The sequence below is a fragment of the Alteribacter aurantiacus DSM 18675 genome (genome assembly GCF_000429705.1).
In the GTDB taxonomy this organism is placed as follows: Bacteria; Bacillota; Bacilli; order Bacillales; family Salisediminibacteriaceae; genus Alteribacter; species Alteribacter aurantiacus.
In genome coordinates this window covers 106,823-132,826 of record NZ_AUCJ01000010.1, presented here as the reverse complement: position 1 = coordinate 132,826, position 26,004 = coordinate 106,823, and the positions used below count along the sequence as shown (strand labels likewise).

28 protein-coding genes are annotated in these 26,004 nt (G+C 41.9%); 6 read left to right on the top strand and 22 right to left on the bottom strand.

The genetic code is table 11. The features are described from left to right. Positions 1-115: 115 nt before the first annotated feature. From G476_RS0100695 to G476_RS0100685, 3 genes are all read right to left on the bottom strand, one after another. Positions 116-841 (bottom strand): alpha/beta hydrolase, encoded by a 726-nt coding sequence (locus tag G476_RS0100695; RefSeq protein WP_026688409.1) that lies wholly within the window; start codon positions 839-841, stop codon positions 116-118. A gap of 164 nt (positions 842-1,005) precedes the next feature. Further along, positions 1,006-1,236 carry a preprotein translocase subunit SecG gene (secG, locus tag G476_RS0100690; protein ID WP_026688408.1) on the bottom strand — a complete coding sequence of 77 codons (231 nt, stop codon included), beginning with the start codon at positions 1,234-1,236 and terminating at the stop codon, positions 1,006-1,008. Between the two features lie 136 nt (positions 1,237-1,372). Next, the gene (locus tag G476_RS0100685) at positions 1,373-2,428 is read right to left on the bottom strand and encodes a Gfo/Idh/MocA family protein (protein ID WP_026688407.1); all 1,056 of its coding nucleotides are present in this window, start codon (positions 2,426-2,428) and stop codon (positions 1,373-1,375) included. 126 nt (positions 2,429-2,554) lie between these two features. On the opposite strand from G476_RS0100685, the gene G476_RS0100680 reads away from it, so the two are divergent. Beyond that, positions 2,555-2,890: a DUF4190 domain-containing protein gene (locus G476_RS0100680; RefSeq protein WP_026688406.1), complete on the top strand. Its 336-nt coding sequence runs from the start codon at positions 2,555-2,557 to the stop codon at positions 2,888-2,890. 408 nt (positions 2,891-3,298) lie between these two features. Here G476_RS0100680 and eno read toward each other — a convergent pair whose 3' ends face one another. From eno to rpoN, 8 genes are all read right to left on the bottom strand, one after another. Further along, complete coding sequence (gene eno / locus G476_RS0100670; protein ID WP_026688404.1) at positions 3,299-4,588, bottom strand: phosphopyruvate hydratase; 1,290 nt, start codon at positions 4,586-4,588, stop codon at positions 3,299-3,301. A 127-nt stretch (positions 4,589-4,715) separates the two neighbouring features. After that, complete coding sequence (gene gpmI, locus G476_RS0100665; protein WP_026688403.1) at positions 4,716-6,254, bottom strand: 2,3-bisphosphoglycerate-independent phosphoglycerate mutase; 1,539 nt, start codon at positions 6,252-6,254, stop codon at positions 4,716-4,718. Then, positions 6,251-7,009: a triose-phosphate isomerase gene (tpiA, locus tag G476_RS0100660; RefSeq protein WP_026688402.1), complete on the bottom strand. Its 759-nt coding sequence runs from the start codon at positions 7,007-7,009 to the stop codon at positions 6,251-6,253. Before tpiA ends, gpmI begins: the two co-directional genes overlap by 4 nt. A 30-nt stretch (positions 7,010-7,039) precedes the next feature. After that, positions 7,040-8,224, bottom strand: coding sequence for a phosphoglycerate kinase (locus tag G476_RS0100655; RefSeq protein WP_026688401.1), 1,185 nt, complete (start codon positions 8,222-8,224; stop codon positions 7,040-7,042). A 131-nt stretch (positions 8,225-8,355) separates the two neighbouring features. Next, a complete protein-coding gene (gene gap, locus G476_RS0100650; RefSeq protein WP_026688400.1) occupies positions 8,356-9,363 on the bottom strand; it encodes a type I glyceraldehyde-3-phosphate dehydrogenase in 1,008 nt (335 codons plus the stop codon). A gap of 114 nt (positions 9,364-9,477) precedes the next feature. Next, positions 9,478-10,509 carry a sugar-binding transcriptional regulator gene (locus G476_RS0100645; protein ID WP_026688399.1) on the bottom strand — a complete coding sequence of 344 codons (1,032 nt, stop codon included), beginning with the start codon at positions 10,507-10,509 and terminating at the stop codon, positions 9,478-9,480. Positions 10,510-10,741: 232 nt separating this feature from the next. Beyond that, the gene (locus G476_RS20975) at positions 10,742-10,996 is read right to left on the bottom strand and encodes a glutaredoxin family protein (protein ID WP_051314597.1); all 255 of its coding nucleotides are present in this window, start codon (positions 10,994-10,996) and stop codon (positions 10,742-10,744) included. 31 nt (positions 10,997-11,027) lie between these two features. Then, entirely contained in the window at positions 11,028-12,383 is a 1,356-nt protein-coding gene (rpoN, locus tag G476_RS0100635; RefSeq protein WP_051314596.1) for an RNA polymerase factor sigma-54, read from the bottom strand. A 432-nt stretch (positions 12,384-12,815) separates the two neighbouring features. Here rpoN and clpP point away from each other — a divergent pair, with 432 nt between their 5' ends. Together clpP and G476_RS0100620 are read left to right on the top strand one after the other, a co-directional pair. Continuing rightward, the gene (clpP, locus tag G476_RS0100625) at positions 12,816-13,415 is read left to right on the top strand and encodes an ATP-dependent Clp endopeptidase proteolytic subunit ClpP (protein WP_026688397.1); all 600 of its coding nucleotides are present in this window, start codon (positions 12,816-12,818) and stop codon (positions 13,413-13,415) included. A gap of 126 nt (positions 13,416-13,541) precedes the next feature. Next, on the top strand, positions 13,542-13,850 hold the full coding sequence (locus tag G476_RS0100620) for a hypothetical protein (protein WP_156906486.1): 309 nt from the start codon (positions 13,542-13,544) through the stop codon (positions 13,848-13,850). Here the strand turns inward: G476_RS0100620 and G476_RS0100615 are convergent. From G476_RS0100615 to G476_RS0100595, 5 genes are all read right to left on the bottom strand, one after another. Further along, positions 13,847-14,104 carry an HPr family phosphocarrier protein gene (locus tag G476_RS0100615; protein ID WP_026688395.1) on the bottom strand — a complete coding sequence of 86 codons (258 nt, stop codon included), beginning with the start codon at positions 14,102-14,104 and terminating at the stop codon, positions 13,847-13,849. The two genes, G476_RS0100620 and G476_RS0100615, sit on opposite strands and share 4 nt — an antisense overlap. Positions 14,105-14,178: 74 nt before the next feature. Beyond that, a complete protein-coding gene (gene whiA, locus G476_RS0100610; protein ID WP_026688394.1) occupies positions 14,179-15,120 on the bottom strand; it encodes a DNA-binding protein WhiA in 942 nt (313 codons plus the stop codon). Positions 15,121-15,217: 97 nt separating this feature from the next. Continuing rightward, positions 15,218-16,165, bottom strand: coding sequence for a gluconeogenesis factor YvcK family protein (locus tag G476_RS0100605; RefSeq protein ID WP_026688393.1), 948 nt, complete (start codon positions 16,163-16,165; stop codon positions 15,218-15,220). Then, a complete protein-coding gene (gene rapZ / locus G476_RS0100600) occupies positions 16,162-17,058 on the bottom strand; it encodes an RNase adapter RapZ (RefSeq protein WP_026688392.1) in 897 nt (298 codons plus the stop codon). Before rapZ ends, G476_RS0100605 begins: the two co-directional genes overlap by 4 nt. Positions 17,059-17,079: 21 nt before the next feature. Continuing rightward, positions 17,080-17,544, bottom strand: coding sequence for an 8-oxo-dGTP diphosphatase (locus tag G476_RS0100595; RefSeq protein ID WP_026688391.1), 465 nt, complete (start codon positions 17,542-17,544; stop codon positions 17,080-17,082). Between the two features lie 641 nt (positions 17,545-18,185). On the opposite strand from G476_RS0100595, the gene G476_RS0100590 reads away from it, so the two are divergent. After that, positions 18,186-18,380: a hypothetical protein gene (locus G476_RS0100590; protein ID WP_156906485.1), complete on the top strand. Its 195-nt coding sequence runs from the start codon at positions 18,186-18,188 to the stop codon at positions 18,378-18,380. Then, a complete protein-coding gene (locus G476_RS0100585) occupies positions 18,377-18,859 on the top strand; it encodes an early set domain-containing protein (RefSeq protein ID WP_026688389.1) in 483 nt (160 codons plus the stop codon). Before G476_RS0100590 ends, G476_RS0100585 begins: the two co-directional genes overlap by 4 nt. A gap of 85 nt (positions 18,860-18,944) precedes the next feature. On the opposite strand, the gene G476_RS0100580 is transcribed toward G476_RS0100585, so the two are convergent. Both G476_RS0100580 and G476_RS0100575 read right to left on the bottom strand, forming a co-directional pair. Further along, positions 18,945-19,610, bottom strand: a complete 666-nt coding sequence (locus tag G476_RS0100580; RefSeq protein WP_026688388.1) for a hypothetical protein — start codon at positions 19,608-19,610, stop codon at positions 18,945-18,947. 379 nt (positions 19,611-19,989) lie between these two features. Further along, positions 19,990-20,190, bottom strand: a complete 201-nt coding sequence (locus G476_RS0100575) for a hypothetical protein (RefSeq protein WP_156906484.1) — start codon at positions 20,188-20,190, stop codon at positions 19,990-19,992. Between the two features lie 285 nt (positions 20,191-20,475). On the opposite strand from G476_RS0100575, the gene G476_RS0100570 reads away from it, so the two are divergent. Further along, positions 20,476-20,931 (top strand): hypothetical protein, encoded by a 456-nt coding sequence (locus tag G476_RS0100570; RefSeq protein WP_156906483.1) that lies wholly within the window; start codon positions 20,476-20,478, stop codon positions 20,929-20,931. Between the two features lie 67 nt (positions 20,932-20,998). On the opposite strand, the gene xerS is transcribed toward G476_RS0100570, so the two are convergent. The 4 genes from xerS to G476_RS0100550 form a co-directional block, all read right to left on the bottom strand. Beyond that, positions 20,999-22,078 carry a tyrosine recombinase XerS gene (xerS, locus tag G476_RS20970; RefSeq protein WP_051314595.1) on the bottom strand — a complete coding sequence of 360 codons (1,080 nt, stop codon included), beginning with the start codon at positions 22,076-22,078 and terminating at the stop codon, positions 20,999-21,001. Between the two features lie 71 nt (positions 22,079-22,149). Further along, positions 22,150-22,893, bottom strand: a complete 744-nt coding sequence (locus tag G476_RS0100560) for a Fic family protein (protein ID WP_026688385.1) — start codon at positions 22,891-22,893, stop codon at positions 22,150-22,152. A gap of 749 nt (positions 22,894-23,642) precedes the next feature. Next, positions 23,643-24,830, bottom strand: a complete 1,188-nt coding sequence (locus G476_RS0100555) for a carbohydrate kinase family protein (protein ID WP_026688384.1) — start codon at positions 24,828-24,830, stop codon at positions 23,643-23,645. Between the two features lies 1 nt (position 24,831). Then, a complete protein-coding gene (locus G476_RS0100550; protein WP_026688383.1) occupies positions 24,832-25,989 on the bottom strand; it encodes a Gfo/Idh/MocA family protein in 1,158 nt (385 codons plus the stop codon). Positions 25,990-26,004 lie beyond the last annotated feature (15 nt).

Here is a 26,004-nt window from a genome sequence, read left to right as displayed (position 1 = left end):
TTTAGTAGTCTTCTATAAGCAGTCCCAGCAACTCGGACTCCTCGGTTACACAGCAACCACATGTGATGGAATAAAAGAAAGCATGCCCGCGTGTCAACAACGGCATGCTCGTGATTTATCCGAGATCTTCATGCTCCAAAGACTCCATGTCTTCTTCAGTCAAAAACGCGTCAATCGTTTGCAAAAAATCATCTTTCTCTTCACCGAACCAAATATAATGCTTGGCGTTCTGAATATAGTATACCCTTTTTTCTTCTGATTGAATGTGTTCATAAATATATTCGGCACTTTTCTTCGGAGGAATGAGTTCGTCACTCTCCCCTTGAATAATTAGGGTAGGGACTTTAATATCCTTTAGCAGCGGCCTTGCCGAACGAACAATTTTCGTAAATTCGTATGCGGCCATAATCGGCGTTTCTTTTACCTTCTTTTTATAAAACGCGTAAAGTTCTTCGTCAAAAAGAGGCTTTTGAAACCCTTCGACGACCCACGTTTTCACATCCTCCACGAGTTGCTTCGGATTAAGGTAATAGGCGGCCGAACTAATCAGCACTAAACGGTCAATCGGATATTTCGCGGCCAAATAGCTTGCCAGCATGCCTCCCATTGAAAAACCAATCACATACACCTTCTCGCAGCGCTCAAGAAGCTCTTCAACAGCCACCATCGCCGCATAAAGCCAGTGTTTATATGTCACTTCCCGCATTCCTTCTTTTGAACCGTGACCGGGTAGATTAGGACAATAAACAAGCCATCCTTCTTTCGTTTGTAAATGGGTTGTTATGGCCTCGATTTCTTTCGGGGTTCCACTAAACCCATGTAGACACAGTACACCAATCATATTGTTCACATCCATTTATCGATTCATTTCTATCATACGAAAAAAAGTCGGGACCTGTCACGTGAGGAGCTTACTTAAGAGTGTTACAGTAGGTATTCCCAAAAAAGTGAGGGCTATAACGTAAAAAACAGCAAGGAACCAGGTTCCCTGCTGTTAGAATTACTTTACATATAAAATGCTACCGTAATGGTTAATACGAAAAACAATACAGAAAGAATCACAGTCGTTTTGCTTAAGAAAGCTTCCAGACCACGTGCTTTTTGTTTTCCCATTAACTGCTCAGCACCACCGGAGATTGCTCCAGATAGTCCTGCGCTACGGCCAGATTGTAGTAATACAACTGTAATAAGCATAATAGAGACAATAACTAGAAGTATTGATGTCACAGCTAACAATCCCTACACCTCCATCCGACACTTAAGACAATGCTCTTTATTTATAGAGCTTGCTTAAAACCTATTTTGAGTTTACCAAAAAAGAGTAGGCAGTGCAATAGGCCATTACACTGTCTGTGTCGTATTTTCTGAATTTTTACAACAAGCTCACTGCCTGACTTTTCGCAGCTGATTCATAAAGACCTTCAACGATCCTTTGAACGGTCGTTCCCTGTGCTGGAGTCGCCAACGGTTTTGCTTCTCCTAAGCAACATTCGATAAAGTGCGTGATCTGTCTTTCGTAGCTGGAGCGTGTATCCGTTTTTTCCAAATAGGCAGGTGTGGTATTTAAAAGAGACCCGTATTTTTCTTCATACAGTTGAAGTGGCGCTGTATCTGCGCCTCCTTGATCCCCAAATAGCTTGACGTTTAACGTCTCGTCTTCCTTTTGGTTCGCGGCAAAAGAGGATTCAATGACCATACTCATGCCATTTTGAAATCGGACCATTCCCGTAGCCAAATCTTCCACTTCATATTTCTCAGGGTCCCACTGTCCTAGTAGCCCCACACCAGGCTTATTCCCGATGCGCTTATGAGTCGCTCCCATGACTTCGATTGGTTCTGGATAACCGGTCAAATAAAGAGCCAAGTCAAGCATGTGAACCCCTACGTCAATAAGTGGTCCGCCTCCTTGAAGCTCTTTGTTTGTAAACACACCCCAACCGGGAATCCCTCGCCTCCGTAAGGCTTGAACATTTGTATGATAAATATTGCCGAGATCACCGGACTCGATTGCTCGCTTTAACACTTGTGTTTCAAGGTTGTAGCGGTGATGAAAAGCATACATCAAAACCGTACCGGACGCTTCCGCTGCAAATTCCATCTCTTCTGCTTCCTCAAACGTCATCGCCGGCGGCTTTTCACACAATACGTGGCAACCGGCCTTGAGTGCTTTTAAAACACCTTCTTTATGAAACTTGTTCGGTGTACACACACTTACGATATCAATTTCTTCATTTTCAAGCATTTTGTCCACGTCATCATAGGCAGATGGGATGCTAAAATCCTTTGCAAAAGCTTCTGCTTTCTCCATGGTTCGTGACGTGACGGCCACCAGTTCCGTTCTTGTGTCTTTTATGTAAAAAGGGGCATGAGCGCTTCGAGCAATGCCTCCTGGTCCAATTATCGCTACCTTTAGTGATTTTTGTGTCATGATTACTCCTCCTTCTTGTGACTACTGATATTGTAGCATGACTCGATCCTCTCTTGGAAACAGGCATAGACTAAAGGGCTTAAATATGACATATAGAATAAAAAGACTTTTAAAAGGAGGACGGTCATGGAAAGACAATCCGGTCCAATTGTTGAAAAAGGACACCAAGTACATGATGACGGATTGCCACGAGCCCTCGCTTACTCAAGCTTCATTTTAGGAGTAGCTTCCCTTATAGGCGGGGTCCTACTTGCCTTTATGACGATTCCGAGTAGCATCTTGGCGATTTTGTTGGCCATTCCAGGTAGAAAGAGCACGACGCGACGATCTTTTGCCACTGCCGGTATGATTTTAGGGTTTATTTCTCTCATGTTTATGCTTTTGTACTTTTTAATTTTTTTCAGTACGATCTTCGACTTGGAGGATCGGATTATTGAACAAGTGGGGTGGGTGGTGAGGTAGGTAGCGGTTGGTCCTCATTGTCTGTGGTTAGGGACGTGCGCGGGGTACGTGGTGGCTGGGGTTATGGGTAAAAAGAGTGGAGCGCTCACAGGGGGTTGGTGTGGGTGCTTTTTTTGTTGGTATTGGTGAGAGGTGGTTAGCCGGAGGCCTGGTTCCGTTGGGGAGGATTGGGTGGTTTCTTCATCGACTTTCAGATTTGGTCATCGAGTTGCCTGGTTTCTTCATCGACTTTCAAATTTATCGATCGACTTCCTCGGGTTCTTCATCGACTTTCAGATTTATCCATCACTTTCTCCCGCTTATCAATCACTTTCCTCTCCCACTCCCCCCTCACTTCATCCCTCCAAAAACCCACCAACAAAAAAACTCCGCTACACAATGTGCAGCGGAGGTTTGACTATTACTCAATTACTTCTTGTTGCTTAGGTTGTAGAACGCGTCTTTTCCAGCGTAACGGCCGATGTACTCAAGCTCGTCTTCGATGCGAAGAAGCTGGTTGTATTTCGCTACGCGGTCAGAACGGGATGGAGCTCCTGTTTTGATTTGGCCCGCGTTTGTAGCAACAGCGATGTCAGCGATTGTGCTGTCTTCTGTTTCACCAGAACGGTGAGAGATTACAGCAGTGTAGCCTGCGCGTTTTGCCATTTCGATCGCGTCGAAAGTTTCAGTAAGTGTACCGATTTGGTTCACTTTGATAAGGATCGAGTTACCGATTCCTTGCTCAATTCCTTGAGAAAGTTTGTTTGTGTTAGTTACGAACAAGTCGTCACCAACAAGCTGAACTTTTTCGCCAAGAGCGTCAGTTAGCTTTTTGAATCCGTCCCAGTCGTTCTCGTCTAGGCCGTCTTCGATAGAAACGATTGGGTACTTAGAACATAGGTCTTCGTAGTAAGCAACCATTTCTTCAGATGTTTTAACAACACCTTCACCTTTAAGGTTGTATTTACCGTCTTCGTAGATTTCAGAAGCAGCAACGTCCATTGCTAGAACGATGTCTTCGCCAGGCTTGTATCCAGCTTTTTCGATCGCTTCGATGATTGTAGAAAGTGCTTCTTCGTTTGAAGATAGGTTTGGAGCGAATCCGCCTTCGTCACCTACAGCTGTGTTGTAGCCTTTTTCGCTAAGAACCTTCTTTAAGTTGTGGAAGATTTCAGCTCCCATTCGAAGTGCGTCAACGAACTTTTCAGCACCTACAGGCATGATCATGAATTCTTGAATGTCTACGTTGTTGTCCGCGTGCTCACCACCGTTGATGATGTTCATCATTGGAGTTGGTAGAGTTTTCGCGTTGAATCCTCCAAGGTACGTGTAAAGAGGTACACCTAGAGCGTCAGCAGCTGCACGTGCAACGGCCATGGATACACCAAGGATCGCGTTAGCGCCTAGCTTGCCTTTGTTTTCAGTTCCGTCAAGCTCGATCATTAGCTGGTCGATCCCAACTTGGTCAAGAGCATCGAATCCTACTAGTTCAGGAGCAATTTGCTCGTTTACGTTCTCAACAGCTTGGCCTACGCCTTTACCCATCCAAGCTTCGCCGCCATCACGTAGTTCAACAGCTTCGTATTCACCAGTGGAAGCACCACTTGGTACTAGTGCGCGACCGAAACCGCCGCTTTCTAATGTTACTTCTACCTCTACAGTTGGGTTCCCGCGGGAATCAAGCACTTGGCGTGCATATACATCAATAATTGCAGTCATGTTCAAAACACTCCTTTAATAGTTTAAATGTCGTTTAGGTGACTGTAGAAAAAGATCGGCATTTACAAGCATCGAACGTCTTCTCTGCTTTCATTCGCCTTCATTTTCCCCTTCACCTGCACCGTCATTATTTTGTAATCAAACTTTTACCTGTCATTTCTTTTGGTTGCTCGACACCTAAAAGATTAAGCATCGTTGGTGCCAGGTCTCCTAGAATACCATCTTGACGAAGGTCGCCTTTGTGGCCTGTAACGATAACCGGTACCGGGTTAGTCGTATGAGCCGTCATTGGAGTTCCTTCCATCGTCATGATTTCATCAGAGTTACCGTGGTCAGCTGTAATAATCGCTTGTCCACCTTTTTCGTGGAGCTTCTCTACCACACGTCCGAGACACTCATCTACGACTTCAATTGCCTTGACTGTCGGCTCCATTTTACCGGAATGACCAACCATATCAGGGTTGGCAAAGTTTAAGATGATCATATCGTGCTTGTCTTGTTCGATCTCGTTAATAAGAGCATCCGTGACTTCATAAGCACTCATTTCAGGCTTAAGATCGTACGTTGCTACTTTCGGAGAGTCGATCAACACACGCTCTTCTCCTGGGAATTGTTGTTCACGTCCCCCACTAAAGAAGAATGTAACGTGTGGGTATTTTTCCGTTTCTGCAATTCGAAGCTGGGTAAGACCCGCTTCAGAAACGACTTCACCTAGCGTATTAGCAAGGTTTTGTGGCTCAAAAGCGACATAACCTTTGACCGTTTCACTAAAGTGCGTCAAACACACGTAGTGAACATCTTTAGGGAAACGTTCGCCTTTATCGAAGCCATCAAACTCATCGTTTGTGAATACTTGCGACATTTGAATCGCACGGTCAGGACGGAAGTTGAAGAAGATCACTCCGTCACCTTCTTCAATCGTTCCTACCGGCGTTTCACCGTCTTCTTTTGTCATGACAGAAGGAAGAACGAACTCATCGTGGATGTCGTTTTTATAAGAGTCTTCAAGAGCTTCGATTGGGTCGCGGTATTTCAGTCCTTCACCGTAAACCATTGCACGATAGGATTTTTCCACTCGATCCCAACGCTTGTCACGGTCCATAGCGTAATAACGTCCTTGAATGGAAGCAATTTCACCAATGCCGAGCTCTTTCATTCTCTCTTGTGTTTCACGAATATACTTCTCTGCTGATTGAGGACCTACGTCACGTCCATCAAGGAAACCGTGCAAGTACACTTTTTCCACGCCGCTTTTTTGAGCCATTTCCAAAAGAGCGAACATGTGGTTGATGTGACTGTGAATCCCGCCATCAGATAAAAGTCCGTAAATGTGAAGGCTCGTTCCGTTGTTCCTCACGTGATCCATAGCGTCTTTAAACGTTTGGTTCGCGTAGAATTCCCCTTCACGGATACTCAAATTTACGCGTGTCAAGCTTTGATACACCGGGCGGCCGGCACCGATGTTTAAGTGACCCACTTCCGAGTTACCCATTTGGCCCTCTGGAAGACCTACAGCTTCACCGCAAGCTTCAAGAGTGGCATGAGGATGCTCGTTCCAATAGCGGTCAAAGTTAGGCTTGTTTGCCTTTGCAACCGCATTTCCTTTTGTTTCTTTGCGCAACGCAAAACCATCTAAGATGATTAATGCAGTCGGTTTTTTACTCATTTATTTCCTGCCTCCACTAATTGTAAGAAAGATTGCGGATCCAAGCTCGCTCCTCCAACTAACGCTCCGTCGATGTCGGACTTTCCGAGAAGTTCTTCGATGTTAGCAGGTTTTACACTTCCACCATACTGAATGCGAACCGCTTCAGCTGCAGCTTCAGAGAAAGAAGATTTAACAACTTCACGAATAACTGCACATGTTTCGTTTGCATCGTCAGCAGAAGCTGTTTTACCTGTTCCGATTGCCCAGATAGGCTCATAAGCAATAACGGTTTTCTTTACTTGCTCTTCCGTTAGGCCTTGAAGTCCTTTTTGTACTTGGTCCGTTACAACTTGTGCTGTTTTATCTGCTTCTTTTTCTTCAAGGGACTCGCCTACACAAACGATTGGTGTAAGGTCGTGTGAAAAAGCTGCGTGTACTTTTTGGTTTACGATCTCGTCTGTTTCACCGAACATTTCACGGCGCTCAGAGTGACCAATAACGATATACTCAACGCCTAGATCCGTAAGAGCAGCCGGGCTTGTTTCACCTGTGAATGCTCCGCTCTCTTCGAAGTGCATGTTTTGAGCACCGATTTTAAGGTCGCTTCCGTCTGCTTCTTTTACAAGAGCGTCCAAGAATAGCGCTGGTGAACATACAACAGCGTCTACAGATTCCTTAGAAGGAATTAAGCCTTTTACTTCTTGAACGAAGTCTGTTGCTTCACGCTTCGTTTTGTTCATTTTCCAGTTTCCTGCAATGATAGGTTTGCGCATTGAAAAGACCTCCTCAAAAATAGTAGTTGCTTACTTATCGCTTAGGGCTACGACACCAGGAAGTTCTTTGCCTTCCATGAACTCAAGGGAAGCTCCGCCACCAGTAGAAATGTGATCCATACGGTCAGCCATGCCGAATTTCTCAACAGCTGCCGCAGAGTCTCCTCCACCAATCACTGTGTAAGTGCCGTCAGCATCTGCAAGAGCGTTACCTACAGCTTTTGTTCCGTTCGCAAATGTTTCAAGTTCGAACACGCCCATAGGACCGTTCCAGATTGCTAATTTAGAAGAAGCAATCACTTCTTGGAACGTTTCACGTGTTTTTGGACCAATGTCCAAGCCTTCCCAATCTGAAGGAATGCTATCAATATCAACAACTTGCGTATTTGCATCTTCACCGAAGTCGTCAGCTACGACAACATCTTCAGGCATATAAAGGTTTACACCGTTCTTTTCTGCCTTTTCCATGAACTGCTTTGCAAGATCGATTTTGTCTTCTTCAAGTAAGGACTTTCCGATTTCAAAACCACGAGCTTTAATGAACGTATAAGCAAGTCCGCCACCGATGATCAGGTTATCAACTTTATCAAGAAGATTATCGATTACACCGATTTTGTCTTTTACTTTTGCTCCACCGATGATGGCTGTGAACGGGCGTTCTGGCTCTGAAAGAGCTTTTCCGAGAACATCTAGTTCTTTTTCCATCAACAAACCGGCTAGTGCTGGCAGGTGATGGGCAATTCCTTCAGTGGATGCGTGAGCACGGTGAGCCGCTCCAAATGCGTCGTTTACATAGACATCCGCAAGTGCTGCGAATTCAGCCGCAAGATCAGCATCGTTTTTCTCTTCGCCCGCTTCAAAGCGTACGTTTTCAAGAAGAACGATCTCTCCTTCAGCAAGCTGATCGATGGCTTTTTTAGGCTCAGCACCATAAACCTCATCGGTTTTGAGAACTTCTTTTCCTAAAAGATCACTCAAGCGCTTAGCCACAGGATCGAGGCGAAGGTCTTCAACGACTTCTCCTTTAGGACGGCCTAAGTGACTCGCCAAAATGACTTTTGCTCCTTGCTCAACTAAAAAGTTGATTGTAGGCAGGGCAGCACGAATACGAGTATCATCGGTTACTTCTCCGCCTTGCATTGGCACGTTAAAGTCTACACGGCAAAATACTCGTTTTCCTTTTAGATCGAGGTCACGAATCGTTTTTTTGTTCATGAAAATGGCCTCCTCGTATTTTTCATTCAATTTCGTTTTACCGGTTTTCCCGGTATATGTGAGTTAAGTAAAGGGGAAAGAGGAGCGAAAACCCGCTTCCTCTTTCAGTTGTGGTTCATTATATGAGAGGTTTACAGACCTTTTTTAGCAATATAGCCAACCAGGTCTACAAGACGGTTGGAGTAGCCCCACTCGTTGTCGTACCAAGAGATGACTTTAACCATGTTGCCTTCCATAACCATTGTGGAAAGAGCATCGATTGTAGAAGACTCAGGGTTTCCGTTGTAGTCACTAGATACTAGTGGCTCTTCGCTATATCCAAGAACGCCTTTAAGGTCGCCTTCAGCTGCTTCTTTGAATGCTGCGTTAACTTCTTCAGCTGTTACGTCTTTGTCAAGCTCAGCTACAAGGTCAACAAGAGAAACGTTAGGAGTTGGTACACGCATTGCGCCACCGTTTAGCTTACCATCAAGTTCTGGAAGAACAAGAGATACTGCTTTAGCTGCTCCAGTAGATGTTGGGATAATGTTTTCAGCTGCCGCACGAGCACGACGGTAGTCCTTGTGTGGTAGGTCAAGGATTTGCTGGTCGTTTGTGTAAGAGTGAACAGTTGTCATCATACCGCGACGGATACCGAACTTGTCGTTAAGAACTTTTGCGAATGGTGCAAGACAGTTTGTTGTACAAGATGCGTTAGAGATCACGTGGTGGTTGTCTGCATCGTACTTGTCTTCGTTAACACCCATAACAACTGTGATATCTTCTTCAGAAGCTGGAGCAGAGATTAATACTTTCTTCGCGCCTGCTTCGATGTGTTTCGCAGCGTCAGCACGCTTTGTGAAACGTCCAGTAGATTCGATAACCACTTCTACTCCTAGGTCTCCCCAGCCTAGTTTCGCAGGGTCACGCTCAGCTAGTACTTTGATTTCTTTTCCGTCAATGACAAGGTTGTCACCTTTTACTTCAACAGAAGCGTCAAGCGTACCGTGTACAGAGTCATACTGTAGTAGGTGTGCAAGCATGTCAGCATCAGTAAGGTCGTTTACTGCAACAACCTCAACATCGTTGTTGTTTAATGCTGCTCTGAATACGTTACGTCCAATACGTCCAAAACCGTTAATACCAATTTTTGTAGCCATAATAATAGCTCCTCCTTAATTTGGGTAAAGAAAGTTTTATATTTCAAAGGGTATTCCCCTTGATACATAGAATCAGTGTCTACATTACCGTTGTATAGACGGCATGCAAACGAATTAAACATCCAGTTCTTGCAAGATAGCTTTTGCCGCCCCTTCGTCTGTTACAAGAACTTTACTCGGTCCTTGCTTCATGTAAGCCTGTATGGCATGTCCTTTAGAGGAACCACCTGCCACGGCGACGACATAGGGAATGGTTGCGAGATCTTCCAACTGCAAACCGATCGTAAGGACTTTATGGATAATATCCCCACTCTGGTCAAAATAATAACCAAAGGCTTCTGCAACTGCCTTTTTTTCCTTCAACTTATCGATGATGTCTTCGGAAGATTGCCTGCGGGTTGCCATCGTCTTGGCTTCCCCAATTCCGTGAACCACCATCGTCGCTGATCGGATCAAGCGTAAGATCTCTCTTACGGAAGGCTCTTCTACTAGAGAGCTGTACGATTCTTTGCTGAGCTGATCAGGTACGTGAAGCAATCGGTATTTCCCCGATGCTTTCCTTGCCATTTCCGCACAGATCGTATTCGCCTGGTTTTCTACCTGTTCACCGAGACCGCCTCGGGCCGGAACGAACAGGGCTTCTTCCAGTTCCGTGTTGGGCACCATCATTTCAGCTACTGCCGATATGGATGTTCCACCGGTTACAGCAATCACATTGGCTTTTGAAGAGAGCTTTTTCTTCATCAATGTCACTGCCGAGCGTCCCATCTCTTTTTTTACCCACGGGAACTCGTCACTGTCACCAGGGACAATCACAACTTCCTCAAGGCCGAAATGAGATTTAATTTTTTGTTCCATCATGCTGAGGTCGAAGGTCTCTTTCATGACTTCTTCCAGTTGAACAAGTAAATTGTGCCCTTCTTCGGTAAGGGTCATTCCTGATGAAGCTACATTCACAAGACCTTGGTCTTTTAAGAACATCACTTCACTTCTTAGCACCCGTTCAGACATTTCCAAACTGATGGCAAGACTTCTCCTTCCGATCGGCTGCATTAATCGGACAAAACGAAGAATGCGATACCGCAAGCCCATAACCTCTACGAGATCCGGAAGCAGTATTTTTTGGATATCCAACAATCGATTCATCTTTTTGTGACTCCTTTATGCATTGTCCGTTTTATGTACTGAGGATTGGGTAAGGATAAATAATTGTGACGGACATCTATTTTCGGGACGCCATTTGTCCCTCATAGACATATTGTGTCCCATCACCTGCAAAAAAAAGACCCGTTCCTGCCAATCGTGAAAAAGAATTTGGATATACATGATTTTGTCTATCCAAAGACATTGTAGCAAGTAAAGGTCTGTGTTTCAAGAATTAAGTTGTAAACAAATCATTTAGTTTTTGTTTCAAAATGAAGTAGGAGACGTTCCCTTCTTCTAAAACCACACCATTCTCCGATTCAATGACCGGAATTCGGATGTGGTATTCTTCAAGTTCCTTCTCATTACCAGGCTGATAAAGATCCACCTCATCAAGTGTAAAAGGGTACTCTTGCTTGAGCATGTTCAACACGGTAAGGGCCTCATTACATAGGGAACAATTCTCTTTTGTATAAAAAGTCAGTTTCATGCTTTATTCCTCCGAACAGGCAACGTTAGCTTTACGCGTATCGTTTTCGTTGTGACGAAGACGGAATATGCATTTCATCCCGGTATTTTGCAACCGTCCGCCTCGAAACGTGGATATCATACTTGGTCTTGAGCAAATCTGCAAGTTTTTGATCGGATAAAGGCTTTGCTTTTGCTTCCTCATCCACAAGACGTTTCAAATAGATCTTCACCTTTTCAGCCGAAGCTCCTTCACTTCCACTTGTCCCTCCACCAACCATCGAATTAAAGAAATACTTCAATTCAAATACTCCTCGAGGTGTTTGAACATATTTCTTGGTCGTCGCGCGAGACACTGTTGATTCGTGGACATCCACGATAGTGGCAATTTGTTTTAACGTAAGAGGTTGCAAGTGTCCAGGTCCATTCTCCAAAAACGATTCCTGATGACGAACAATAGCTTCGGTTACTTTACGCAATGTGTCTTGTCGTTGCATAATGCTTTTGATGATCCATTGCAGCTGTTCATGCTTTTGCTTTAAGTAGCCGTTAATTTCTTCATTCTTTTCCTTTAGCATCGTTTCATACTGTCGGTTGAGCGAAACTTTTGGCAAGTATTGATCGTTTAAAATGACTTTGTACTCTCCTTCAATCTTCTTTACAGTAACATCAGGAGTCACGTACTTTGCCGGCTCGTCATTAAACACCGCACCAGGCCTCGGGTTCAACGTCTTGATCAAATCAGCAATGGACTGAATGTCTTGAACGTCAACGCCTTCTTGCTTAGCAATTTTTTTATATTGCTTTTTCCCAAGCAAATCAAGGTCATCTTCTACTACTCTCTCAGCCAACGGGTCACGACTCTCTAACCGTCTGAGTTGAATTAGCAAGCAGTCCTTCAAGGATTGCGCACCAATGCCCGCCGGTTCCAAGCTTTGCAAGACGTGAATGGCTGATTCCGTTGTGTCTAACGGTTCATTCAACTCCTCGGCTACTTTTTCAATGGAGTAAGGCAAATAGCCATTTTCGTCTAAGCTTAACGCCAAGTAAACAACGATCCGTCGTTGCTTATCAGGAATGTTAAGAAGCCTGATTTGGCCAAGCAAGTAATCTTGCAGACCTTCCCTCTCATCACTTACATGGTCGAGGGGAGAATAATCGTCATCCGGTTCACTTCTGCTTCCTCTATCGTAATAAGGTGTTTGAAGGTTCATACTGTCACGCACAAGTTCTTCGTGAGCTCTGTTTTCCTTTAACTCAATGAGCGGATTCTCAAGTTGCTGTTCATTTAAATAGTTGTTTAGATCGAGCGCCGAATATTGAAGTATGGTAATCGCTTGCCTTAGTTCATTCGTCATCACAAGCTTCATGGTTTGCTGTTGATATAGTCCCAAGTCCATATTCATCATGAGGTAAACCCTCCCTCACACAAGTATACATGATTAGACAAAATCTTAAAAATATTTAGAAGTAGCTATTAATATATGTATGATTCGACTTGCGTAGGTACGCCGACTTTTGTCATGCTAGCCGTTTGTCAATCATTCTTTTGAAAACAGCTTTCTTATAATAAAAAAGTCCTCTCATACATACAGTCATTTTAACACAGATTGTATGCGCTTTCTCTTTGCAATATATGTCATTCACTATTCAGAAATATCTAATGATAAGTTTGAATTGAAGGAGATTAGGCTATCATGAAAAGTGTCGATTTATTTATGCACTACATACGGGCGAATCATTTGACCTTCATTGACCTTTGCGGTTATGATAAGAGTACCTTCACAATGAAGCAAGATGATTCCAAATCATACGTATACCACTTTAAAGGAGGATTTTAAATGAATTTAATTCCTACAGTTATTGAACAAACAAACCGAGGAGAACGTGCTTACGACATCTACTCTCGTTTGTTAAAAGACCGAATCATTATGCTAGGGTCTGGGATCGACGACAATGTAGCAAACTCCATTGTAGCACAGCTACTCTTCTTGGCTGCTGAAGACCCTGAGAAAGACATCTCCCTATACATAAATAGTCCGGGAGGATCAATCACTGCCGGTATGGCTATTTATGACACGATGCAATTTATCGCTCCAAAAGTACAAACAATTTGTATCGGCATGGCAGCGAGCATGGGAGCATTCCTTCTAGCTGCAGGTGAGCCTGGCAAACGTTTTGCTCTACCTAACAGTGAAGTCATGATCCACCAACCATTAGGTGGCACACAAGGTCAAGCTTCTGATATTGAAATTCACGCGAAACGCATTATTGAAATGCGTGAAAAGCTGAACCAAATTCTTGCTGATCGTACGGGTCAACCTCTTGAAACGATCCAACGCGATACGGACCGCGACAACTTCATGACAGCAGATGCTGCGAAGAAGTACGGTTTGATCGACGATGTGATGGCTAAGAAAACGGACATCGGAAACGCGTAAAAAAACATTGAAAGCACCGGGACTCTCGGTGCTTTTTCTTTTTGAACCATTAATGATGGATTGAGGTGTGGTTGTTGCGGTTGTTTTGGGTAGAAGTTTTGTGTTCTTGTAGGGGTGGTTTTGTTGTTGGAAGAATTAGATTGGTTTGAGGAAGGATTATTGACTTTTGGGGAAGAAATATTGCTGGTTTTGGCAGGATTCCTTCGTTTTTCTTGTGCTGTATTTTCTCTTGGAAGAATTAATCTGATCTTTGGAAGAATTATTGTCTTTTACGGCAGAATTATTGCTGGTTTCGGCAGAATTGCAATGCTTTTAGGCAAGATTCAACCGCCCAACAACCAACCATCTGTTCTTTTTTTCAATTCAAAACAAAAAATCACCTCTGCAAGAGCCCTTAGCTTTGCAAAAGTGATTTTCAAACTCATTTTCGTTTAGTCTTCCTGTTCAACAAATTCCTTTAGTGCGGCCAACGCTTCCGACTCATCACTACCTTCGATGGTTAGGGCAATTGTTTTCCCTGGTCCGATAGCCAAACTCATAATTCCCATAATGCTTTTCGCATTCACCTTTTTTCCTTCACGCTCAATGAAAATGTCTGACGAGAAGCGATTTGCCTCTTGTACGAACAGTGCTGCCGGTCTCGCTTGTAACCCCGCTTTTTTCTTTACCGTTACCGTTTCTTCAATCATTTCCGATTCCTCCCTTAACCCTCTATTCTAAGCGCTTTCAAAAAAGATCCGTTGAAAAGGCCGTCCCAAAAGGACTAAACCTTTTCTCCTGCTCTTAATTTCATAGCGTATTCGTCAATCTTTCTAAGACGATGATTTACACCCGATTTGCTTACTTTACCGCTTTCGACCATTTCACCAAGTTCTTTTAGTGTAACATCTTGATGCTTCACTCGAAGAATAGCGATTTCTTTTAGCTTGTCCGGTAAAACGTCAAGACCGATTTCATTTTGGATAAAACGAATATTCTCTACCTGCCTCATCGCTGCCCCTACCGTCTTATTTAAGTTGGCAGTTTCGCAATTGACAAGACGATTGACGGAGTTCCGCATGTCTTTCATGATTCGAACATCTTCAAAACGCAATAAAGATTGGTGCGCGCCGATTACGTTCAGAAAATCACTAATACGTTCTCCTTCTTTCAAGTAGAGGATAAATCCTTTTTTTCGCTCCAACATTTTTGCATTTAAATGAAAATGATTCATTAATCTTCGTAATGAATCGTTATGCTCTTCGTAAAAGGAGAAAATCTCCAAGTGATACGATGAAGTTTCCGGGTGATTCACAGATCCCCCTGCAAGAAAAGCGCCCCTTAGATACGCCCTTTTGCAACAATCGCTTTCGACGAGTTCAGGTGAAATCTCACGGGTGAAGGAGAAGGCTCCGTCCATGATTTTCAACTCTTCAAGAAGCCTTTTTGCTTCGTTTGAAATCCGAACTACGTAAACGTTGTTTTTCTTTAACCGCATCTTTTTACGAACGAGTAACTCCACATGCAAGGAGTAACCCGCTTTAATAAGAGAATATATTCGCCTTGCAATGGCTGCATTCTCGGTCTGTATATCTAAAATTAATTGCTTGTTTCCAAATGACAAAGAGCCGTTCATTCGGATGAGGGCTGCAAGTTCGGCTTTGCTACAGCAATCCTCTACCTCTAGCTGAGTGAGCTCTTTTTTTGTCATGGAAGCAAAGGACATAAGTCCCACCCCCTGACGTATAAATAATAAGCGCCTGATCAAGTACGATCGGCTCGTGGTCTGTATCTCTATTTTACTATTATAACTTGAAACGACACTAAAGCATACTCACAAGACGCTGTGACACTTTATGTGCGTCGTGACGCAATAGGTAATTATCAAAGTATAACAGTTCATCCCCAATGATTTCTACTTCCAACTTCTTCAAAAGGTCCCTATCTACCTTCACTTCCGTTGCTCCTTCAGTAGCATAACGCTCTGCGTAGGATAAGGGAATGGGTTGCGTGTTCACGAGAACTTTATCCAATAAATCTTTCCCTACATGATCGACGAGAACTTGCACGTGGTCTCCTGCACTAAAGTGATCCGTTTCACCCGGTTGGGTCATCACATTACATACGTAGACCTTTTCGGCAGCGGCTTTCTTAACGGCCTCGGCTATCCCCGGCACAAGAAGGTTTGGCAGGATACTAGTGTACAAACTCCCTGGGCCGATCACAACAAGGTCCGCTTTTTGAATAGCTTTAACCGAGTCAGCAAGAGCTGTCACATTCTCCGGTTCCAAAAAGACTCTCTTGATTCGCTTTCCGGCTTTCGGAATTTTCGACTCCCCTTCGACCATCGATCCGTCTTCCATTTCAGCATGTAAAACGATGCTTTGGTTGGCCGCAGGAAGTACTTTTCCTTTTACATTCAAAACGCGACTAAGAACTTCCACCCCTCTAGCGAAGTCTCCTCCGGTAATGGATGTCATCCCGGCTAAAAGCAAATTACCAAGGGAATGACCGGTGAGTCCATTGCCGTTTTCAAACCGGTGTTGAAACAGCTCTTCCACTAGAGGTTCCACTTCTGAGAGAGCGATGAGTACATTCCGTACATCCCCTGGTGGAGGAATATTAAGCTCTTTTCGTAGTCTTCCTGAACTTCCCCCGTCATCTGCAACGGTAACAATCGCAGTTATATCAACTGGAAACGTTTTTAATCCCCTGAGTAAAACGGACAGTCCTGTTCCTCCCCCTAAAATAACAACGTTGGCTTTTTTCAACCTTCACGTCGTCCTTTCTCTACATCGCGGTGAGTGACATACGTCATATAGCCTAGATCGAGTATCTTTTGCTTGAAGTATTCAGCGAGAGTCACAGAACGGTGCTTTCCTCCTGTACATCCAATCGCCACGATCAACTGGCTTTTTCCTTCCCGCTTGTAATGAGGAAGCATGTAGGTAAGAAGGTCTTGCAGTTTTTCGTTAAACTGCTGTGTTTCAGACCACTTGAGTACATAGTCTGAAACTTCTTTATCAAGGCCCGTTTTCGGGCGCATATGATCAATATAATGGGGGTTTGGCAAAAAGCGAACATCAAACACAAGATCCGCGTCAATCGGAATGCCATGCTTAAAGCCAAAGGACATGATCTGAACCGAAAATACGTTTTTCTCTGGTGAGGAAAAGCGCTCGATAATTTTTTCCCTCAATCCAAGTGGCTTAAGTTCACTCGTGTCGATGATCAACTGTGCTTGCCCTTTCAATTCATCGAGCATTTGACGCTCAAGCTTGATCCCTTCAAGAGGCGGGCCGTCTCCTGAAAGAGGATGAGACCTTCTTGTTTCTTTGTATCGACGTACAAGTGCGTCATCTTTGGCATCAAGGAACATAATCTGAGGAGTCACTTTTGCTTCTGAACTTAAGTAATCAATGGTGCCAAAAAGCTCGTCAAAAAAGTCACGCCCCCGTAGGTCGATTACGAAAGCGACCTTTTTCATTTTTTCTCCGGAGTTTTCAATCAAGTCAACAAACTTCGGAATGAGTGCTGGCGGCAGATTATCTACACAAAAATATCCAAGATCTTCAAAACTTTGCACAGCTACTGTTTTTCCAGCTCCTGACATCCCGGTCACAATGACGATTTCCATGGGATTTGTCGTTACGGGGTTTTCCATTCCATTCACCTCTCATTCTTGTTATTCAGCATCCAAACTGTAGGAAAGAAGCTGATAATCAGTGGAATACACAAATGTTCCGTATATTAGGCCATTCCGGCTGAGGATGTGCTTGAAGAAGTGGTGATCTCCTGCAGCCATTGGCAAGTTTTTAATGTTGTCGGTCGGTTGCCATTCTAAGTGTCCTTCTGGGGACTCGCTTAACAACGTTCCGCTGTAGGTGTTCGCATAAAAGGTAAATAACATCCACTCGTTCACCGTTTTTCCGTCCTCTTCGACTACAACGGTAAATACACCTCGTAGTGTCGGCTCATGCAGGTCAATACCCGTTTCCTCTTTGAATTCACGAACCGCGCTTTCCTTTACCGATTCCCTGGTCTCCATTTTTCCGCCTGGTGCAACCCACCAGCCTCGGCTCGGTTTTTGCAACATCAATACATTGTCTGTGTCTTTATCATGTAAAATGCAATTGCTCACTCGTCTCATCGGATTCACCTCGATCGATTCTATTACAATGATATTCTTTTTCTGAATGGTTTAGTGTAAAAATCGAATGACAATGGTGCTGGGTTTGTAAACTGGTTGTGCGATAAGGCTTTCGTTAAGGTTTAGGTGGTTGTGTTTTGCGTGTTTCAGGTTGGTTCCCACGCTTGAAGTTGTTCACCTTTTCACAATCCACTTTAGTCATACAACCTACTTTGTCATATTAAATTATACTATAGTTTTTGGATGCGACCAACTGAATATAAAGGAAGGTTTGAAGAAAATAAGGACGTTTTGATTTAAGAAGACAAAAAAAGGGGCACAAGGCTGGTTTGCCTGTGCCAAAAGATATATAAAAGGGGGTCAATTACTTATTATTATCTTACCCCCATTGTGTGACAACTCTGTTACAGGTTCGTTAAGACCGAATTACGATTTGTAAATGTTCGGATCCGCCTTTGTCCACCAAGGGACTTGGGAGGTCGCTCTTTCGCCAACCGAAGTATAACAGACCGTTCCAAAGGAGTATAACAGGTCGAAGTTCGGAGGAAAGTTCGGGGGTCAAAAGTTCGGGGGTCTGTCACCGCACAATTGGTGATGTTCTCTTGACTTGGTATGGAGAGTTTGTATATAGGGTGGATTTGGTGTCACATGAAACGAGCATGTATGAGCACTATAAGAGGTTAATATCGATTAGACAAGAACACCCAATGCTATTTACGGGGGACTTTGAAACCATCGGTACTGAATTGGTACTTATGGCTATACGGTTCAATCTGAAGGAGAGGATGAACAGCTCACGATCATTCATAACCAAAGAGATGAAAATCGGTCTGTGAATGTGGTAGAAGAAGCAGTCGATTTATTATCAGGCGATGAGTACTCAACTGGAGACACGCTTACACTATCACCCTATGGCACTGTGATCCTAAAAGGAGCCACTGGTCAAATCCCGGTAGAAGAAGTGGATGCAGAGATACCTGATCTTGACTATACAGTGACTCTCCAAGTCACTGTTCCAGAAGATACTCCTGAGGATGACGACATTTACTTGGTTGGAGAATTTAACAGCTGGAACCCACAAGATGAACAATTGATTATGGAACAAGTAGATGACTACACCTACGAAATTACCTTAGAGGATAAAGCCTTCTCCATGGTGCAATACAAATTTACTCGTGGAGGATGGGGAACCAGAGAGCAAAATAGTGATGGAGAAGATCTGATTGGAGATCGCCAGATGGAAAACCGTATCTATTTATTCTCCGAAGATAGTCACACAGAAACCATTGAAATTGAAAGCTGGGCTGATCAATAGGATAAAAAGAAGGCTTGGATCTAATCAATCCAAGCCTTCTTTCATACTACACAGACATCAGCAAACCTTTTGCTTAAGTTTTCATCTACTCAGTTGCATAAGACTTAAATTGTAAAACCTCTTGCTTATTATTTCTAACAAATTCATCGACCACATTTTGCTCATACCTAGCCCAAGTATCCATGGTATCTTCATCTATACTATAAGAACTTGAACCTAAGACTTGGTCTTGAAGTTCTAGTAACATTAGTTTTTCCTGGTATTGTGGTACCACATACTCAGTCCAGTACTGCTCTTCTGTAATTCCTAACCCTTTAATAAAAGATCGGATGGTCTCAAGTGCTTCTTGAGCGTTATCAGCATCCCCATCTTCCATTATGCTTCTATCGATTTGCGCTTCTCGTAGAGCATCTTCTTTACTTATCTCAATTCCTGATTCAATTGCCTTTTGTAATAAGGCTACATTTATTATTTGTCCTTCTACCGCCTCATGAATTGCCTCGTCTTTATCCATTCCAACATACTCAACCAAAGTAATAATGAATTGATCATGCCTATTATAGTCAAATTCACTATTGATAGGTGACCATTCGTCAATTGACGAAACATTGACCTTGCTTTTACTGACCATGTTCCCTAACTCAACATACCAGGCATTATCATTTTTATCGACATTTGCAGTTACAACCGTCCCGGTTGTTATAATTGCTAGCAAAAGTATAAAAGTAAATATTGTATTTTTTTTACTCATAGTAACGCCCCCATATTAATTGAAATTTCTTGTATACGTCCAATTTCTCCCAGATGGATCATAGTAAGTATTAAAAAACACAGTATGTGTTAACCTGCTCGAGATTGGTCTACTATAATGTCTAGTAACCGTGTTTCTTCTCCCAGAAACAAACTCCGCATAAATTAAACTTGGACTGTAAGCACTCATTAACCCTGTTGTAAATTGAGTACTCCCATTTCTTAAAAAATCTACTCTCGCTTGAGATGTTGCAATGCCACTTCGAAGAATACCATTAATAGTGTATATAGAGTCTAAGCTTGTCCAGTTAACGGAGGAGGATCTCAAACTATAGCGCTGATTATAATTAATACCTTCTTCAATTCGGTCATAGCCAAAATTATTGCTTTTTTTTCAAAAAATGTACCCTGTTATTACTGTAATGATGATTGGTAGGGAAAACGTCTCCTTCCTGAACAACTGTGCTTTCTGTGGAAGCGACTGTACTTGCATATCCCGTAGTATAGTTTGGGAAGAAAGTGCCTACGAATAATGCAAGCGCCATGGATACAATAACGAACACTTTTAGTTTAATAATCATCTCATCCCTTCTTATCTTATATTCAAATATGTTGAAAACCTTTTCTATTTTACTCTTTAGCACCTCCAAATTTTTCCATAAGTAAAGCATAATAGTTATTTTTATGAAATGAAGGAATTATAAGGTAATTACCGATATTTAGCTATATTGTACTACTGCTACTGAGTAGTTATCCACTTTTACTCCTTAACGGATACTGATAAAATTTCCATATAATGTTACAGAAGGGGTGTTAAATTGAAAAATGTATGTTTAATTGGTTTATTCCTATTCATGAGTCTCCTCGTGGCATGTGTTACTAACACTGAAGGTTCTATTACCTTAGATTGGGGCGAGTCTGCAGAATTAAATGAATTAGAGGTAAAACCAACAGGGTATCAGATTGGTAACAATGAAAATCCAATTGAAAATCATGAAACAACGGAAGATGGTCAAGTTGTTATTGTGGACTTGGAGCTTAGTAATAGGTCGAATTCAGTTATTAATATTGATAAAGAGTTTTACTATAATAAGTTAGGAATTCTTTATGATAACAGTGAAATCATTCGGATGGATCTCGATTTATTTCCGTTTGATGTGTACGTAGGCGATATACAACCCAATGAGACTGTAAATACCAATCTAATAGTATATACAGGTACTAATAGCGTATCAGATCTAATTTACAATAAAGATAATTTATCCTCAGACTCATCTAATCACGAGGAATTCGATTTTACTTGGCCTATGAACAATAATTAATACTTACTAAATCCATTAAAATTAGAACAAAAAGAAGGCTTGGAACACATCCAAGCCTTCTTTTTGTTTAATCCTCTTTATACTCATCAATCGCATCCATCTGCTTTTCCAAGTCACGCGTATCCAAATTGGTGTAAATGGTAGTCGTTTGAACAGAATTGTGGCCAAGTTGTCTCATTAAAGAGATTTGATCTTTGTTACTAAGCCAATACTTTGTGGCAAACGTATGCCTAAACTTATGTGGCGACATCTTCGATATAAAAGATGCCGTGTACTTTCCTACAATATGTTGAACCGCTCTAATGGATAATGGATTACAAGACTTGGCATAGTTACTCACGAACACATGCTTTTGATTGTCTGGCACATTGTACCTTTCTTTTCTAATCTTAAGGTAGGTATGTAAGTCATCCATGGAGGACTTAGTAGCCAAAACGACCGATTTTTTATTACCTTTACGCTGAACGGCCAATTTATTTTGATTTACAAACACATCATCTACAGTGAGTTGAACAAGTTCTGAGACTCGTATACCTGAACCTAAAAAGAGACTGATCATGGCAAAGTCCCTTATAATATGGTTTTTATAATGGGCGAGAGAGCGCCCTGATAACGTTAAAGGGTATTCTTCCATCAGAAAGCGTAAGAACTCTTTATCTGTATTACCTTGAAAGATTTGCGTAGCTACTTGTTCAGCTTTTTGAGAATCATCTTTCTCAGGACGGAGGAGATTCACCTTGGCAAAAACGTTTCTATAAAAGTAACACTCACCTTCTTCATCTTCTGTTTGAGTGGTGAGATACTTGAACAAAGATTTGAGTGAAGAAATGTTTCTGTTAATGGTTTCATCAGACAACCCACGGTCGATCTCTAGAAAATCAAGATAAGCCTCTGCATCTGTTTTTCTCATGCTGCTAAGAATGGAGTAGGGGAGGTGCTTCATTTCTTTAGAGGGGGACTCTTGCTGTTTACTCATCCAGTCGAAAAACCGGATATAGTCCCTGGCATATTGCGTCAGGGTAGAAGGGGACATGCGCCTTCTTCTTTTAACGTCAAGATATTCCTCAACGTACCATGGGAGTGTAGACTTTAGCTCCATTAGTTTTTTTAGTTGTGTATGTTTCTCGCGACTTAGGTTTTCGGCCATACTTTCACCACCTTTGCTTCTTTAAAAAACGAGTAAAGGCTCCCAAGTAGTAGAGAAGGAGCCTTTGCCATTTATTTGACTACATTTAGATAATTCTTAAGACTGTCTTCAACGCAGCCGGCAATTAAATCGATAAAAGGATCTATTTCTTTTTTTACACTGGCCATTTCAAGTGTTTTATAATACTCAAGCCGTTGGCTGTCTTCAGCCTTTACAATAGCTGGTGGGTAGCCATGACTTAATAAAATAAGGTTCATAAGAAGCCTGGTTGTTCTGCCATTACCATCTGAAAACGGGTGGATGTAAACAAACTGAAAATGAAACTTTGCTGCAAGCTCTACAGGGTGCATCTCATCTTTATTTTGCTCGTACCAGGTAAACAGTTGTGCCATTTCTTCATTGATCCTTAAGAAGTGGGGAGGGGCGTGTTCACTACCGGAGATTCGAACGTTAATAGATCGATATTTACCTGCATTTTCGTTATCAATGTTTTTAAGGATGAGGTAATGAACGTCTTTCACTGTTCGTTCTGTTAATGCTTCGTTGTTTCGAACGTGTTCTTCGATAAAGCTGATCGCTTCAGCGTGGTTGATGACTTCAAAGTGCTCCTGGAGTTTCTTCCCCCCAATGGTCAAACCTTCTTCAATGACTACTTTTGTCTCCACTAATGAGAGGGTATTTCCTTCAATCGCATTGGAATTATACGTCCACTCAACTCTATACACGTCTTGAAGGTTTTTGACTGCGGCTGAAGGTAGCGGTCTGTAACGATCAAGCTCATTTTTCAATTGATCAATTCTTTGAAATCTCGTCATGTTATACACCTGCCCATCCTTTAGTATGTCCGAAATCTATTATTCTTATAACATCGAATTATGACTTTTTAGTTATTCTCAAGTATATCATAATTAACTTTGCGTAAAATAAGAATTTCACGCAAAGTTAATAAAACACAATTTCTCTTGAACTCTTTTGTTACCCTGTCTAGATTGGGAGCTTCACCCTCCATAAATCATGACAATGGGACACCTATGTAACTACAAAGAGTCAAGAGACATTATCATTATATTTTCCACTTCTAGATCGAGCAGACCCCTCAGTTCTCTTTATCAAATTCCTTCAGATAGAACTATAAAACTTTCACGCTATGAATGAGTAAAGAATAAAATTCATTGCTGTACAGATATAACTTAACAAAGACCCTAACCAATCTTTCTTGATGAACCCTGTTTACATTAATCATCTTTAAGCCGAAATTTTTGTTAGTTTTCCTCCTCTCCCTTGTAAACTCCTCTTATAAAACTCGACTTTATGTCTGGGACACATTCCCTTTGTCCTAATCTTATCTTCCTTTTATTAAAGTAGGGGGGGAGAGCTCACGATATCAAACATAATCATTTTATTTCTTGAGACGCCCTTTTTAGAATTTCAATTCAACAGTCTCTCTTCACACTATCTCATCTTTCTGTAAATACACTATTTTTATAAAACAAGTTTCTAAAAAGGAAAAGCTGACATCGTTTAACGGTGTCAGCTAGTTTACTTCTTTAGGTCATTGCGTGGCTCAATAACCCTTAAGATTAGGGCCATGATAAATACCATTACCTGTGTGTATCCACCCATTAATATTTAGTTTTTGATCTTTTACTTTATTAAAGTCTCTTTTGATTCTTCTCTGTACTTCATTCAACGAAGGGATTCCACTAACCGCATCTGCTTCTTCTACATTATGTGCGCCAACTCCCACTGCTAGCTCTATTGCTTCTTCAGGGCTTAAACCATTAAGAATAGCTGCTAAAAAACCAGCAATAGTACAATCTCCTGCCCCTGTGGTCCCCACAACATTCACTTGGTAACAACTTGTCATCAATTCTTTTGAAAGCCATTGTTCAGCTTTAAGGTTACATGCACCGATTTTTTTCATACGTTCTAAATTATTCGTAGTTCGTAAGTACAACCCATGTTCACCCAGTTTAATACCTACAATTGCTGCTCCCATTCCAATCAACTCTTCTGCCATATCACTTAATACGTTTTCTTCGGCGTACTGTAACAATCGATCTTCTACATTGCTCGATTGTTTGTATTCACTGGGATACAACATATAAAAAACTTCTTCAAAACTCGGTAGAAATAGATCCACATTAGGCAAGCATGCTACTAAGATATCTCTCCAATTCGCTCTCCCAGATTCAGTATCAGGATCAGGAGTAGAAAGGTCCAATGAAGTTGTTAACCCTAATTTTTTCACTTTCCCCATTATTTCATTTAATTCGGCACCATTATCTCGATACATCCTTTCCATTAATGGTGGATAACCAAAGTGAAACAACTTTTCTTTTCCTATTTCCTGAATCTTTATATCTCTTGAACTGAAAGTATTATTTGTACCAGGGAAATGTAAAAACATTCTGTCAATTGGAGGTGGATTAATTACAATGGTGTAAGAGCTTTGTTCCTTTGGTGTTACTATCATTCCATTAGTCAGTGATTCGTCATAACTCTGAAGGAGATCTATAATGGTTTGTCCTAATAAATCATCTCCAATTTTGCCCATTAGTTTCACTTTGATACCTAAGTTATGAAGTGCTAGCCCCGTATTTGGAACAGCCCCACCTGTACTAAAATTAGCTTTTCCTATATTAATTAACTTTCCAGGTATCAGTTGAGTATTAAATGTACTATTTATATCAGGTATAATATCTAAACAAATATGACCAGCTACAATTACTTCTGCTTCCTGAGCTAACATTCTAGTTACCCCAATCAATTTGGATTGTCCGACCTGTATGATTCGATTCTAATGCCGCCGAAAATATTTTATGGCTACCTTCTGCTTCATCTGGTGTTGCACAATAAAACGACTGTTTCATATTTTCCTTATTGACTAGCTCATCACAAAAAGCCGCCCACATTTGAAGAATAGAATCGGAAAATCCAAACTCAAAGATTGCTCCTGTAATGGATTTATAAGCTGACATATGTGTCGTGTCCTCAACATGCCAAGCTTGTGACTCCCCTGGATTATATGGTAAAGAGGATAACTCTTTTGGGTTTTTGGTAGAAAATTTAGCAGAGAACTTAGTACCATGAATATTAATGAACCAGGTATTTGAATGTCCAGGAGCAATCCTTTTCATAGATAAGGTCATAGGAAAGTTTTGTTCTTCTTGTTTTACCTCACAAGCTAATATAGCATTATCCCACGTCTCGCATGGAACCATTTTGTCCTCCTTATCAGGTCTTTCACTTATAACCTTAGACAACAGCGCTCTTATATTACCTGGCTTCCACCCAAACCTTAAAGGAAGATGTAGGACATGCATTCCTAGGTCCCCCATACAACCGTACTCACCATTAGTATCGATCTGCCTCTTCCAATTAATATGTTTGTTAGGATCTAGGTCACTAGAGTGCCAAAAACCAACCTCGACGTCAATTATTTTTCCAAAGCGCTTATCTTTAACCCACTGATAAATTTGATAAGCCCCAGGGAAAAACGGAAATTCTGAAGAGCACCTTACGATAAGATCAGGGTTACTATTAAGTGCCTCTTTTATTTTTATATTTGTTTCATAATCTACTCCAAATGGCTTTTCACCTAAAAGGTGTTTTCTTGATTTAATAATGTCTACGTAAATTTCTCCATGAAGATGGTGGGGAACAGCGCAGTATATTGCTTCAACAGTGTCATCTTTTAGTAACTCTTTATAATCAGAATAAGATGTTTCAACAGTATCTACATTCTCACTGAACCATGTTACTGCGGCAGGGTTGGGGTCACATACAGCTACTATGCGTGGCACAAAATCTAAGTCAATTAAATGACACCAACGAGAGGCTGCACTAGCAAACTCCTTGCCCATCAAACCACAACCTATAATTCCAAAACGGATGATTCTTTTACTCATGAGTTTTCACCATCC

Coding starts and splice junctions, on each gene's coding strand:
- G476_RS0100695 (WP_026688409.1), bottom strand. CDS start 841: ATGATTGGTGTACTGTGTCTACATGGGTTTAGTGGAACCCCGAAAGAA.
- G476_RS0100685 (WP_026688407.1), bottom strand. CDS start 2,428: ATGACACAAAAATCACTAAAGGTAGCGATAATTGGACCAGGAGGCATT.
- G476_RS0100680 (WP_026688406.1), top strand. CDS start 2,555: ATGGAAAGACAATCCGGTCCAATTGTTGAAAAAGGACACCAAGTACAT.
- eno (WP_026688404.1), bottom strand. CDS start 4,588: ATGACTGCAATTATTGATGTATATGCACGCCAAGTGCTTGATTCCCGC.
- gpmI (WP_026688403.1), bottom strand. CDS start 6,254: ATGAGTAAAAAACCGACTGCATTAATCATCTTAGATGGTTTTGCGTTG.
- tpiA (WP_026688402.1), bottom strand. CDS start 7,009: ATGCGCAAACCTATCATTGCAGGAAACTGGAAAATGAACAAAACGAAG.
- G476_RS0100655 (WP_026688401.1), bottom strand. CDS start 8,224: ATGAACAAAAAAACGATTCGTGACCTCGATCTAAAAGGAAAACGAGTA.
- gap (WP_026688400.1), bottom strand. CDS start 9,363: ATGGCTACAAAAATTGGTATTAACGGTTTTGGACGTATTGGACGTAAC.
- G476_RS0100645 (WP_026688399.1), bottom strand. CDS start 10,509: ATGAATCGATTGTTGGATATCCAAAAAATACTGCTTCCGGATCTCGTA.
- G476_RS20975 (WP_051314597.1), bottom strand. CDS start 10,996: ATGAAACTGACTTTTTATACAAAAGAGAATTGTTCCCTATGTAATGAG.
- rpoN (WP_051314596.1), bottom strand. CDS start 12,383: ATGATGAATATGGACTTGGGACTATATCAACAGCAAACCATGAAGCTT.
- clpP (WP_026688397.1), top strand. CDS start 12,816: ATGAATTTAATTCCTACAGTTATTGAACAAACAAACCGAGGAGAACGT.
- G476_RS0100615 (WP_026688395.1), bottom strand. CDS start 14,104: ATGATTGAAGAAACGGTAACGGTAAAGAAAAAAGCGGGGTTACAAGCG.
- whiA (WP_026688394.1), bottom strand. CDS start 15,120: ATGTCCTTTGCTTCCATGACAAAAAAAGAGCTCACTCAGCTAGAGGTA.
- rapZ (WP_026688392.1), bottom strand. CDS start 17,058: ATGGAAAACCCCGTAACGACAAATCCCATGGAAATCGTCATTGTGACC.
- G476_RS0100595 (WP_026688391.1), bottom strand. CDS start 17,544: ATGAGACGAGTGAGCAATTGCATTTTACATGATAAAGACACAGACAAT.
- G476_RS0100580 (WP_026688388.1), bottom strand. CDS start 19,610: ATGAGTAAAAAAAATACAATATTTACTTTTATACTTTTGCTAGCAATT.
- G476_RS0100575 (WP_156906484.1), bottom strand. CDS start 20,190: ATGATTATTAAACTAAAAGTGTTCGTTATTGTATCCATGGCGCTTGCA.
- xerS (WP_051314595.1), bottom strand. CDS start 22,078: ATGGCCGAAAACCTAAGTCGCGAGAAACATACACAACTAAAAAAACTA.
- G476_RS0100560 (WP_026688385.1), bottom strand. CDS start 22,893: ATGACGAGATTTCAAAGAATTGATCAATTGAAAAATGAGCTTGATCGT.
- G476_RS0100555 (WP_026688384.1), bottom strand. CDS start 24,830: ATGTTAGCTCAGGAAGCAGAAGTAATTGTAGCTGGTCATATTTGTTTA.
- G476_RS0100550 (WP_026688383.1), bottom strand. CDS start 25,989: ATGAGTAAAAGAATCATCCGTTTTGGAATTATAGGTTGTGGTTTGATG.